Genomic DNA, 12,845 nt, shown 5'->3' on the forward strand with positions numbered 1-12,845 from the left:
AATACCACCTTTAAAATAGTTATTTATTTGGGTTAAGTTGTGGTTCCTGCACCGCCACTTTTTCTGGCCATACAGCTAAAAGTTTTCCGTTAACCCACTGATGAACATATGGTTCGCTCAGCGTGTTTTGACCCGTTTTAGAATCGAATTTAACACCCCAGCCAGTCACGGTTTTACCAGGGTCTACTTTATATTTCATTGCTGCAGCACGTAATTTATCAGGATCAATCTCTCCAACTTTATCAATCAGATCAAGAAGGACATTCGTTCCCATAAAATGTACAAGAGAGTGCCCAGATCGCGGCTCTTCACCATATTTTGCTTTGTATAACTTAACGAAATCTTCCATTCCCGGAGTGAATTCATGGTTAATTTGGTATTGTGGAAAGGCGACATCAAAGATTCCATTCCCACTGTCACCAACACCCTCAATATAGTCAGCCATATCATGACCTCCACCAGAGCCAACAATAACTGGAACTTTTAATCCTAATTCTTGACTTTGTCGCTGCAATAGAATTCCATCATTTAGATAAGATACTTCTATAAGAACATCAGGTTGAGCTTTCTTTAGGTTTAGGACGACTGAGCTTAAGTCGTTTGATGAAGCACTATATGGCTGGACTGTTACAATGTTAATGCCTTCTTTTTTGGCTAACTTTACTGCTTCATCTGCAATGGTTGTTCCATAAGATGAATCTTCATGAGCAATCGCTACTTTAAGATCACCTAAGGACTTCCCAAGTTTTCCTGCCAAATAATTTTTGATAAATTCAATGTGTTTTTTTGATAGATAGGATGCTGGCGGATTCGTACGTAACACATATTTATAACCTCGGTCCGTAATCGAATCAGCAACGGCACCATACTCCCAAAACAAGACTCCGTTCCTCTCAGTTACTTCACTGGCTGCCTGTGCGATACCAGATGAATAAGAACCAACAATGGTCTTAATATTTTCCTTGTTTATTAAGCGGTTTGCTTCCGACTGTGCAGCATCAGCGTCAGGTGCGTCCCCTTTAACGAGCTCGACTTTTTTACCACCGGCTACACCGCCATTTTTATTTCTTTGTTCAATTGCAAGCTCCACTCCGCGATAGCTTTCTTCACCTAGCAGTGCTAAACCTCCAGACATTGGAAATACAGCACCAATTTTTAACACCTTGCTGCTTTTATCATCTCCACTAGCCTGATTGGATCCACTACAGGCAGATAATAGCAATAGAAAACATATCATTATTAGAGATAAAATCTTTTTCATAAATTGTCCCCCCTTAATTTTTTAACTGATTAGCCATCCGCCATCGACATAAATTGTTTGACCGGTTATATAATCTGATGCACTTGAAGCTAGGAAGATGGCTGCTCCTTTTAGATCCTCTAGTTCACCGGTTCTTTTTAGAGGAATACGAGATTTCATCCACTCTACCTTTTTCTCGTCTTCAAAAATAACTTTTGTCATTTCTGTCTTGAAATAGCCTGGCCCAATTGCATTAACTAAAATTCCATCTTCCGCAAACTCTACCGCCATTGCCTTTGTTAATTGGGAAATCCCCCCCTTACTAGCCGCGTATGCGGACATGTTAGGAAAAGCTATTTCACTTGTCAGTGAAGCGATATTGATGATTTTTCCATATTTTTGTTCCTTCATGTAAGGAATAACTGCCTGTGTGGTAAGTAGGGCTGTTTTTAGGTTGATATCCATCACAAAATCCCAATCTTCTTCGGTTACTTCCAAAAACGAAGAGCGTACATTTGTGCCAGCCGCATTCACTAAAATATCTATTTTCCCTTCATGATGAACGATTTCTTTAACGTAGGATCTGATTTCCTCTGAATTTCGTGCATCTACAGCCGCATAATATGCATTTCCAGAAAAATTCCTAATCGTCTCTGCTGTTTCTTTAAGTTCACTTTCTGTTCTACTTATAACAGCTACGTTTGCTCCTGCTTCTGCGAGCGCCAGTGCAATCGTTTTACCTATTCCTCGTCCACCTCCTGTAACCAGTGCTGTTTTACCGATTAAATTAAATAACCTCAACTAATACACCCCCAATTGACTTTCGATACAGTTCGATAACATCTTCATATGTAGTAGTTCTTGGATTTACCGCGATATTTCCACTTAACATAGCGTCCTTTACCATCCGATCTAATTGAGACTCATCAATTTGGAATTCTGCGAAAGTAGTTGGGATTCCAATATCCCTTGAAAGTTTTTTAACAGCATTTACTGCAGCTTCTGCTCTTTCCATTAACGTTAATCCCTCAAGATTTTCCCCCATATCATCCGCAATATCGCTAAACAGTTCCGGTACGGCCAATGAGTTAAATTCCATAATGTGGGGAATTAAAATCGAATTAGCTACCCCATGTGCAACACCATAAATTGCACTTACTGGATGACTTAAGGCATGACAATTTCCTAAACGCGTATTGTTAAATGCTAATCCGGCTAGTAAACTTCCCATAAGCATATTTTCTCTAGCTACGATATTGTCACCATTGTAAACAGCTTGCCTCAAGTTTTCACTGATTTTTCGAATCGCTTCCCTTGCAAGCGCTTTCGTAATTGAGTTAGCCATTTTAGACGTATACGATTCAATTGCATGAACCAATGCGTCAAGTCCAGTCGATGCGGTAATATGCTTTGGCAGTGTTAAAGTAACAAGCGGATCGACTAACGCCCATTTCGGTGCAAGCTTTATTCCACCTACCGTTAGCTTGTATTGTCTTACTTCATCAGTGATAACGGTAAAAGTTGTGACTTCACTTGCAGTTCCTGCAGTTGTTGGTATTACGATTAATGGCAAAAGTTCATTGTCACACGTATCAATTCCTTCATATTCAACAATGGATCCACCATTTGTGGCCAGCAGACACACAGCTTTTGCAACGTCAATTGAACTTCCACCGCCCATCGCTATAACCGCATCAGCATCAATCTCATGAAGTAGCTTAACTGCATCATTACAGTTGGTTACAGTTGGATTAGGCTGTGTTTGATCATAGATAGAATAATTGATATTATCTAATTGCCTTGTAATTTGATATATTAGGCCCGTCTTAACAAGTCCTTTATCTGTGATAATAAGAACGTTTTTAAAATTTTGTTCATCGATAATTTTTCGAAGTTGGTCCGTTACTCCTAAACCAAACATAATCTGAGTTGGATTTTTATAAAAGCCAATTGTGTGCACCTTGAATTCCCCCTAGGTAAAAGATTTTACACTATAACCATAATGCAATTATTGTGCCAAGATTGAAAATTCATATAATTCCGATCAAACAAACGTTTTATCCTATCATTTACAAAGCTTAAATTTTTCTTAATGGGTAAAATTTACACAATTCTTTATTTTTGTATAAATATTATCCATCATGAAGAACCACTGCTGTTTTTGCTGCTTTAAAAAGCATGAAAAAAACCTCAACTTTTGTTAAGGCTTTAGTCATGCTATTGAATTACAGTCATTATTTACGCTAGTATACGCTTTTAATACCTATTTAGCTGTAATTAGTTTCCGTATTTTAACAATCAAATGAGCACTCATTGACAGTATTTATGAGCATAACTCTTCTTGCTTGAAACATAATAAATATGTTTATGCCAAACCTTAAGGAGGAGATAAAAAATGATGCAAAACCAACAGGGACAAATGCACCAAAACATGCATACAGGGAATATACCTCAACAATTAAATCACGGCGGCCATGAAGTGTTCGATGTCCATGAGGTACTATCAGGAGCAATAGGGACATTAGACCAATACATGATGTTACGCCAACATGTAAAAGACCCAGAATTACTTGATATTCTGGATCGCCAATATCAATTTATGCAGGATGAATATAACATTACTTTAGAATGTTTCAAATCGGGACAAGATCCTTCAAAACGAACCCAAAGCTATAAAATGAACCAAGGAAATGACTTTGTTTATGGGCTAAAACCAGCCCAGCCGAAAAAGCCGTTACAATCCGTTTCTGAGCTTACTGATGAATGTATTTCCAGCATGATGCTTGGATGTGTAAAATCAGGTGCATCCATGAAGACTATGGCAGCTTTAGAAGTTACGAATCCAGTTGTCCGTCGTGTGCTAGCTGCCTCTGTTCCGAATTGCATTGAAATGGCCTATGAAATCTCAATTTATCAAAATAAACATCATTACTATCAAGTACCTCAGCTTGCCGAGCAGGATATGAATCAATTGCTTAATGCTTTCGCTCCTGCACAAGGAATGCCGCAAACTAACAATATGAACATGAATGCAAATATGAATATGAACAACATCAATCACTAAAATGAAGTCCGCATAAGACAAAAGCTATCCTTCCTTTTCATTTTGAATGAAAGAAAGGATAGCTTTTTTCAGATATAAAAAAAGACCAGCATCTCTGCTGGCCTTTCTTTCCACTATGTAGTGGAGACGGTGGGAGTCGAACCCACGTCCAAAGATATCGCCACTTAAGCTTCTACGAGTGTAGTCGATATATTGGTGTTTCGCTGATTCTTCTGCCTATCGACCGGCGTCCGGTCAGCTAGCCTGGTTGTTCTCTTCCTTCATCCTCAGGCGGTGGAATCCGGCGTAGCCCACTTAGAGTGAGTCCCTTACCCTACCACATGGGCAATGGAGGGAGGAACCGCTATGCAGTATTAAGCTGCGAAAGCGAGGTTGTTGTTAGTTTTGCCAGTTATGGCTTTGACGTTTTAACGAGGCCGATCCCCTCGACTCGCGACCTAAGCTCAAACTACCCCTGTCGAATCCGTAGCGTCCCCATGATAAAAGGAGCTGCAATCTAGTTAAAGATTAAAGCTGTAGACGTTAGGAAGCTCAACAATGTTCTTTGAGCAAATGTTACTGTCGCTCTCTTGGCGACAAACTTATTATAACACACTGTAGGGATTTTTCAATTGTAAGTATCTGTAAAATATTTTCCAATTAAGCAACCGACGATTCAGATTACATCTTCTGACGATCACGGAAGGCCCGTTCGATTTCACGCTTCGCTTCTTTTTGCTTTAAGGATTCACGCTTATCATAATTCTTCTTACCTTTTGCGAGCCCAATTAACACTTTGCAAAAACCATTTTTCAAATAGAGTTTTAATGGAACAAGCGAATAACCTGCTTCCTTTGTTTCACCAATTAACTTACTAATTTCACGTTTATGTAATAGCAGTGTCCGTGTTCTTAATGGGTCATGGTTAAAACGATTTCCTTGCTCATAGGGGCTGACGTGCATCCCGAATAGAATGGCTTCTCCATTTTGGATCCGTGCATAGGAATCCTTTAGATTTACTTTTCCGGCCCGAATCGATTTGATTTCTGTTCCCTGCAAGACAATTCCAGCTTCGTAGGTTTCTTCAATAAAATAGTCATGGTAAGCCTTTTTGTTTTGGGCAACCACTTTTCCTTCACCTTTTGGCATTTTTCTCACCTCGTCTTAAAATTTATTTTAGCAGAATATAGAAGCTACTACAATTGAAAGAGAGCCCCACATGGAAGGCTCCCTCAACGCTGTCATTTATTTTTACGCTTCGTACTTTTGTTTTTTGGCACATTATCATAAAATTTACGTTTCTTCTTCGCTTTATTACCTTGACTGCTGCCGCCTTCAGACTTGGCATTGGAATTGCCGCCTTGACCACGACCGCCGCCGCCTTGCTGTTTATTCCTCCGCGCCTTCTTAGTATCGCTGCCCGTACTGAAAACCTTTGGCGTTTCCGATCGTTCGCGACGCGGTGTACCCTTCATGCCCACAATTTCAAAATCAATCGCCCGTTCTTCTTTATTGACTTTTACTACTCGAATGGTAATTTCATCGCCAATCCGGAACACATTTCCGGTTCGTTCGCCAATCATTGCAAGGTGGCGCTCATCGTAACGATAGTAATCATCCGTCATATAGCTGACATGGACGAGGCCTTCAATCGTATTTGGCAGCTCCACAAACATTCCAAAATTGGTGACAGAGCTGATAATGCCGTCATACTCCTCGCCAATCTTGTCCTCCATGTACTCTGCTTTCTTCAAATCGTCCGTTTCTCGCTCGGCATCCACAGAGCGTCGCTCCATTTTTGAAGAATGATCCGCAATTTCAGGTAAGCGAGCATTCCATTTTTCCTGAGTGGTTGAATCAAGCTTTCCTTCGATTAAGTAGGTCCGGATTAAACGATGAACAATTGTATCCGGATATCGGCGAATCGGCGAAGTGAAATGGGTATAGAACTCAGTTGATAAACCAAAATGTCCAAGACTTTCTGGATCATATTTGGCCTGCTGCATCGAACGAAGCATAACCTTCGAAACAACCATTTCCTCAGGCTTTCCTTGAACCTCTTCAATAATCTCTTGAAGCGCCTTAGGGTGGACATCATTTGCTGTCCCTTTTACAATGTAGCCGAAATTGGTGATAAACTCGAAAAATCTACGCAGTTTATCCTCCTTCGGATCCTCGTGAATACGGTAAATAAACGGAACTTCCATCCAGTGAAAGTGCTCCGCCACGGTTTCATTGGCGGCAAGCATAAACTCTTCAATTAATCGTTCAGCCACCGAGCGCTCACGAAGCACGACATCGGTTGGTTTTCCTTCCTCATCGACCAGAACCTTTGATTCCTTAAAATCAAAGTCGATCGCTCCCCGCTTCATCCGTTTGTTTCGTAAGATAGCAGCCAACTCTTCCATCATTTCGAACATGGGTACAAGCGGTTCGTATCTAGCTCGCGTTTCTTCATCATGTTCAGCAAGAATCATATTTACAGCATGATAGGTCATTCGCTCCGTTGTTTTAATCACACTTTGAAAAATCTCATGCGAAACAACGGCGCCCTCTGAGGTAATTTCCATTTCGCAGGATAGTACCAACCGGTCTACCTTCGGATTTAAGGAACAGATTCCATTCGATAAACGATGGGGAATCATCGGGATAACTCGGTCGACTAAATACACACTCGTAGCCCGTTCTTCCGCTTCCAAGTCAATTGGCGTGCCTTCTTTTACATAATAGCTGACGTCTGCGATATGGACGCCAAGCTTATAGTTGCCGTTCTCAAGCCTTGTCACAGTTACCGCATCATCAAGGTCTTTAGCATCAGCCCCGTCAATCGTGACAATCGTTTCATTTCGAAGATCGCGGCGATTGGCCAATTCACTTTCATCAATGGTGTCAGGCACCTCGTTGGCTTGTTTTAACACCTCGTCTGGGAAGGCCATTGGTAAGCCGTGCTTATGTATGACTGATAGGATGTCCACGCCCGGGTCGTTTTTGTGTCCGAGAATGGTAATGACTTCGCCCTCTGCACTTTTTCGCCCTTCTGGATACGTAACCAGCTTAACAACAACTTTATGTCCCTCGACTGCCCCTTTGGACGCTGCCTTTGGAATAAAAATATCACTCGCAAATTTTTTATCATCCGGAATCACAAAGCCAAAGCTTTTGCTTTCTACATACGTTCCGACAATTTGCTGCACACCGCGTTCAATGATGCGGATAATACTTCCTTCCCGGCGCTGCCCTGCGCTTTCAGTGGAAACACGCGCTAAAACGATATCACCATGCATGGCCGTGTTCGTTTCATTTGGCGGGATAAAAATATCATCCATTCCTGGCTCATCTGGTGCGACAAAGGCAAATCCTTTCGCATGACCGATGAGCTTTCCGCGGATTAAGTTCATTTTCTCCGGAAGTCCGTAACGGTTGCTCCGTGTTCTGACAACTAAGCCCTTTTCCTCCATTTGCACGAGTGCTTTCACAAACTCCTTAAAATCACTAGAATCCTGGATGCCAAAGGCAGTTTCAAGTTCCTGCACGGTTAATGGTTTGTATGCTTCATCCTTCATATATTGTAAAACCTTATCAATATGCTTTTGTATATTATCTTCCAAACTAATCCTCCTTTGTGGGTGCTTTGTTAATCGCGCCAGTCGAGCTTTTCTAAAAAGGCATAGACATCCTCATGCAATTGTTCCCGTTCTTTGTCGAGCGTGATCACATGACCGGATTCTTCATACCATTTCAGTTCCTTCACAACTGATTCGATTTCATTGTAAATAATGTTGGCACTTTCTGTGTTTATCATTTTGTCATGACGTGCCTGAACGACAAACGTGGGCGCATAAATCATATCCACATTTTCACGCACATCAGCGATTAATGCCTGTAAGGCCTTTAACGTTTTCATTGGTGTTTTCTTAAACTCATTCATTTCCATTTCGATTTGCTCGTCTGTTTTTCCTTCACGTTTTTTAAATTCACGGGCATAATCGAGAATTCCTTCGTACATGACCTCTTCACTTTTTATATGCATCGGTGCGCACATCGGTATAATGGCTTTTATAGGTACAGTGTAACCCAATTTCAAGGAAAATACGCCACCCAGTGATAATCCCGCCACGGCTATTTCTGAGTGACCTTGATTTTTTAAAAACTCATATCCATTTATCACATCCTGCCACCAATCCGTTGGTCCTGTGTGAACAAGCTCTTCGGGTGGAACTCCATGACCTTTGTAGTGTGGTGCATGACAAGTGTAGCCTTTTTTTTCTAAAAAACGTCCTAGCATGCGAACATCCGCTGAATTTCCGGTAAAGCCATGTAAGAGGAGTATAGCTCTTTTTCCTCCTTTGAAAGTAAATGGCTTAGGTGTAGCAACCTTCATGATAAAAACTCCCTTAATATCAATTCATTTAGTTTAGTTTTAACAAAGCTATGGTGAACATTCCAGAAAAACGCTTATGTTTTTATGAAACAAACAAAAAACCTGGCGCTTGAGGCCAGGTTTGAGTGTAAATAATTAGATTTTAAAGTAAGTTACTGCGATAGAAAGCAGGATAAATAATACTGCTAATACAATCGTAATACGATGTAGAATCAAGTCAAGTCCTCTTGCTTTTTGCTTGCCGAATAGTGATTCAGCACCACCTGAAATGGCACCTGATAATCCAGCGCTTTTACCTGATTGAAGTATAACAACACCAATAAGTCCGATACTTACAATTACTAATAAGATTACAACTAATGTATGCATAAAGGCCACCTCCTGTTAGACGTACAATTCACAGTATATTAAATCTATCATATTTCCTCTCTTAAAACAATAGTCGTTATTGTGTCTTATGGAATGATTAAAAAGGCACACATCCGAAAATGTGCGCCTTTGATATCGTGAAAAATTATTTGCTTAGGTTATAGAATGTTTTCTTCCCTAAGTATTGAGCTGTTTCACCTAATTGGTCTTCAATGCGAAGCAATTGGTTGTATTTAGCCACACGGTCAGTACGAGATGGCGCACCAGTCTTGATTTGACCAGCATTTGTAGCAACAGCGATGTCAGCAATGGTGTTGTCTTCTGTTTCACCAGAACGGTGGGAGATAACAGCTGTGTACCCAGCACGTTTTGCCATTTCAATCGCATCAAATGTTTCAGTAAGGGTACCAATTTGGTTAACTTTGATCAGGATGGAGTTACCGATTCCTTTTTCAATACCTTCTGCAAGTTTACGTGTATTGGTAACAAATAAATCATCACCAACTAATTGAACTTTTTTACCAAGGCGTTCAGTTAATAGCTTGTGACCTTCCCAGTCATTTTCATCTAAACCGTCTTCGATTGAAACGATTGGGTATTTAGATGAAAGTTCTTCGTACCAATCAACCATTTCTGCAGAAGTCTTCACAACACCTTCGCCAGCAAGATGGTATTTTCCATCTTCCTTGTTGTAAAACTCAGAAGATGCTGCATCCATAGCAAGCATAACTTCTTCACCTGGCTTGTAGCCAGCTTTTTCGATTGCTTCAACAATGGTTTGAAGAGCTTCTTCGTTTGATCCTAGGTTTGGAGCAAAACCGCCTTCGTCACCAACAGCAGTGTTAAGGCCTTTGCCTTTAAGAACAGACTTTAACGTATGAAAAATTTCTGCACCCATACGAAGTGCTTCTTTAAAGTTTGGAGCACCAACAGGCATAATCATGAATTCTTGAATATCTACGTTGTTATCAGCATGCTCTCCGCCGTTAACGATGTTCATCATTGGCACTGGAAGCTGCTTAGAATTGAATCCGCCAAGGTATTGATATAAAGGAATGTCTAAGTAATTAGCTGCTGCATGAGCAACCGCCATGGATACACCTAGGATTGCGTTGGCGCCTAGTTTACCTTTATTTTCTGTTCCATCAAGTTCGATTAAAGCTTGGTCAACAGAAACTTGGTCAAGAACGCTGAATTCTTCGCCAACAAGATGTGGAGCGATAATTTCGTTTACGTTGTCCACTGCCTTTAGTACACCTTTACCAAGGTAACGTTCTTTGTCTCCGTCACGTAGTTCGACGGCTTCATATTCACCAGTAGAAGCTCCACTTGGAACCATCGCGCGTCCAAACGCACCTGATTCAGTAAATACTTCAACCTCAACAGTAGGGTTACCACGGGAATCTAATACTTCACGAGCGTATACGTCTGCAATAAATGGCATTTAAAAATCTCTCCTTAAAAATAAAATTGTTTTTTCGTTTACTTTATTAATGATGTCCCAGTCATTTCGGCTGGCTTTTCAAGACCTAATAAGTCTAACATAGTTGGCGCCAAATCCCCAAGGATACCGCCATCTCGCAATTGAATTCCTTGTTTTGTCACAATTACCGGCACTGGATTTGTCGTATGTGCTGTCATTGGCTCGCCTTCAGGTGTGATCACTTCATCAGCATTCCCATGGTCAGCAGTGATAATCACAGATCCGCCTTTTTCAAGAATTAAATCAACGATTTTTCCTAAACATTCATCGACGGTTTCAATCGCTTTAATCGTTGGCTCAAGCATGCCTGAATGCCCCACCATGTCTGGATTCGCGAAATTAAGTAAAATAGCATCAAACTTGTCCGCCTGAATTTCTTTTAGGAGTGCGTCAGTCACTTCGTAAGCACTCATTTCAGGTTGAAGATCATAGGTAGCCACCTTCGGAGAGTTGATTAAGATCCGCTCTTCACCAGGGAACTTTTCTTCACGTCCGCCGCTCATAAAGAACGTGACATGCGGGTATTTCTCGGTTTCGGCAATTCTTAATTGCTTCATATTATTTTGCGATAAGACTTCACCAATGGTGTTGTCTAAGTTCGTCGGTTTAAAGGCGACATAGCCATCCACTGATTCACTGAAGTGGGTTAAGCACACGAAGAATAAATCTTTCGGATGCTTCGGCCCACGGTCAAAGGAGCGGAAGTCTTCATTTGTAAATGTATTAGATATCTGAATTGCCCGGTCCGGACGGAAGTTATAGAAAATAACAGCATCATTGTCCTTAATCGTTGCAACCGGCTGGCCATCTTCTTTTGTGATGACAGATGGGATGACGAATTCGTCAAAAATTCCATGAGAATAAGAATCCTCAACCACTTCTAATGGATTCGTATAGGTAGGGCCATCACCGTAGACCATGGAACGGTAAGATTTCTCGACACGCTCCCAGCGCTTATCACGGTCCATAGAGTAGTATCTCCCTGAAATCGTAGCAAATTCACCCACACCGTATTCCTTCATTTTATCCAGTGTCTGTTGAATAAATTTAGCTGCTGTTTTCTGACCGACATCGCGGCCGTCAAGGAATGCATGCACGTATACCTTTTCGACGCCTTCTTCTTTTGCCAGTTTCAGCAGAGCAAACATATGTTGAATATGGCTGTGAACACCGCCGTCTGACAATAAACCGAATAAATGAAGGGCTGTTCCATTTTTCTTCACGTGCTCCATAGCACCTGTAAAGGTTTCATTTTTTTCAAATTCACCTTCACGAATGGCAATATTCACTCGTGTTAAGCTTTGGTAAACAATTCGACCGGCACCAATGTTCAAGTGACCAACCTCTGAGTTACCCATTTGACCTTCTGGAAGACCGACTGCCTCACCTGAAGCTGTTAAATGAGAATGTGGATACTCGCTCCAAAACCGATCAAAATTAGGTTTTTTCGATTGTGCGACCGCATTCCCTTTTGTTTCGCCTCTGCATCCAAAACCATCAAGGATGATGAGAGCAACTGGAGATTTACTCATAGCTGCCTGCCTCCAGTAATTGTAAGAAGGATTGTGCTTCAAGGCTGGCTCCGCCTACTAATGCACCATCAATATCTGGTTGTGCCATGTATTCTTTAATATTTTCTGGTTTGACACTGCCGCCATATTGAATTCTTACCGCATCGGCAACGTCTTGTGAGAATTGTTGTGCAACTACTTGACGGATATGGGCACAAACTTCATTTGCATCGGCTGAAGTGGAAGATTTACCAGTTCCAATCGCCCAAATCGGTTCGTAGGCAATAACCGTTTGCTTCACTTGATCATCTGTTAAACCAGTTAATGCTTTCGCAACTTGGTCTCCAACTAATTGGTTCGTTTCACCTTTTTCACGCTGTTCTAGTGTTTCACCACAGCATACGATCGGAGTTAAATTATATTTAAAGGCTGCGAGAGCTTTCTTGTTTACAGATTCATCTGTTTCATTGAACATTTCCCGGCGTTCTGAGTGTCCGATAATAATATATTGAACTTCAAGGTCAGCAAGTGCTTTCGGGCTGATTTCACCTGTAAATGCTCCGCTTTCTTCAAAGTGCATGTTTTGAGCTCCAATTTTCACATTGCTGCCTTGTGTGACTTCGACAAGACTTTGTAAAAATAAAGCAGGCGCACAAATAACGGATTCCATTTTTTCTGGAGCAGGTACAAGTCCTTTTACTTCCTCTGCAAAGGTTTTTGCTTCAGCAAGTGTTTTGTTCATTTTCCAGTTACCTGCAATGATTGGTTTACGCATACTGGCACATCCTTTCATAATTAAAGCGCAAGCGCCCGTTTAG

The 12,845-nt window shown here is 41.2% G+C and carries 11 protein-coding genes and 1 other RNA gene; 1 reads left to right on the forward strand and 11 read right to left on the reverse strand.

What is annotated here, in order from left to right:
• Window positions 1–19: 19 nt before the first annotated feature.
• Genes COE25_RS03325 through COE25_RS03335 form a run of 3 tightly spaced genes read right to left on the reverse strand, consistent with a single transcriptional unit; the run spans window position 20 to window position 3,200 of the window.
• Window positions 20–1,261 carry an ABC transporter substrate-binding protein gene (locus COE25_RS03325; RefSeq protein WP_098930952.1) on the reverse strand — a complete coding sequence of 414 codons (1,242 nt, stop codon included), beginning with the start codon at window positions 1,259–1,261 and terminating at the stop codon, window positions 20–22.
• Between the two features lie 21 nt (window positions 1,262–1,282).
• A complete protein-coding gene (locus COE25_RS03330) occupies window positions 1,283–2,041 on the reverse strand; it encodes an SDR family NAD(P)-dependent oxidoreductase (protein ID WP_098930954.1) in 759 nt (252 codons plus the stop codon).
• Window positions 2,028–3,200, reverse strand: a complete 1,173-nt coding sequence (locus COE25_RS03335; RefSeq protein ID WP_098930966.1) for an iron-containing alcohol dehydrogenase — start codon at window positions 3,198–3,200, stop codon at window positions 2,028–2,030. Before COE25_RS03335 ends, COE25_RS03330 begins: the two co-directional genes overlap by 14 nt.
• Before the next feature lie 438 nt (window positions 3,201–3,638).
• Here COE25_RS03335 and COE25_RS03340 point away from each other — a divergent pair, with 438 nt between their 5' ends.
• Window positions 3,639–4,304, forward strand: coding sequence for a spore coat protein (locus tag COE25_RS03340; RefSeq protein ID WP_098931256.1), 666 nt, complete (start codon window positions 3,639–3,641; stop codon window positions 4,302–4,304).
• 118 nt (window positions 4,305–4,422) lie between these two features.
• Here the strand turns inward: COE25_RS03340 and ssrA are convergent.
• The 8 genes from ssrA to tpiA form a co-directional block, all read right to left on the reverse strand.
• Window positions 4,423–4,780, reverse strand: a transfer-messenger RNA (tmRNA) gene (gene ssrA, locus COE25_RS03345).
• A gap of 184 nt (window positions 4,781–4,964) precedes the next feature.
• Window positions 4,965–5,432: an SsrA-binding protein SmpB gene (gene smpB, locus COE25_RS03350; protein WP_088089545.1), complete on the reverse strand. Its 468-nt coding sequence runs from the start codon at window positions 5,430–5,432 to the stop codon at window positions 4,965–4,967.
• Between the two features lie 92 nt (window positions 5,433–5,524).
• A complete protein-coding gene (rnr, locus tag COE25_RS03355) occupies window positions 5,525–7,891 on the reverse strand; it encodes a ribonuclease R (RefSeq protein ID WP_098930968.1) in 2,367 nt (788 codons plus the stop codon).
• 26 nt (window positions 7,892–7,917) lie between these two features.
• On the reverse strand, window positions 7,918–8,664 hold the full coding sequence (locus COE25_RS03360) for an alpha/beta hydrolase (protein WP_098930970.1): 747 nt from the start codon (window positions 8,662–8,664) through the stop codon (window positions 7,918–7,920).
• A gap of 135 nt (window positions 8,665–8,799) precedes the next feature.
• Window positions 8,800–9,033, reverse strand: a complete 234-nt coding sequence (secG, locus tag COE25_RS03365) for a preprotein translocase subunit SecG (RefSeq protein WP_088089548.1) — start codon at window positions 9,031–9,033, stop codon at window positions 8,800–8,802.
• A gap of 145 nt (window positions 9,034–9,178) precedes the next feature.
• Window positions 9,179–10,477 carry a phosphopyruvate hydratase gene (eno, locus tag COE25_RS03370; protein ID WP_088089549.1) on the reverse strand — a complete coding sequence of 433 codons (1,299 nt, stop codon included), beginning with the start codon at window positions 10,475–10,477 and terminating at the stop codon, window positions 9,179–9,181.
• A 38-nt stretch (window positions 10,478–10,515) separates the two neighbouring features.
• The gene (gpmI, locus tag COE25_RS03375; RefSeq protein ID WP_098930972.1) at window positions 10,516–12,048 is read right to left on the reverse strand and encodes a 2,3-bisphosphoglycerate-independent phosphoglycerate mutase; all 1,533 of its coding nucleotides are present in this window, start codon (window positions 12,046–12,048) and stop codon (window positions 10,516–10,518) included.
• Window positions 12,041–12,802 (reverse strand): triose-phosphate isomerase, encoded by a 762-nt coding sequence (gene tpiA, locus COE25_RS03380; protein ID WP_098930974.1) that lies wholly within the window; start codon window positions 12,800–12,802, stop codon window positions 12,041–12,043. Before tpiA ends, gpmI begins: the two co-directional genes overlap by 8 nt.
• Window positions 12,803–12,845: the final 43 nt, after the last annotated feature.

This window comes from Bacillus sp. AFS031507, from assembly GCF_002584635.1.
Lineage (GTDB): Bacteria > Bacillota > Bacilli > Bacillales > Cytobacillaceae > Neobacillus.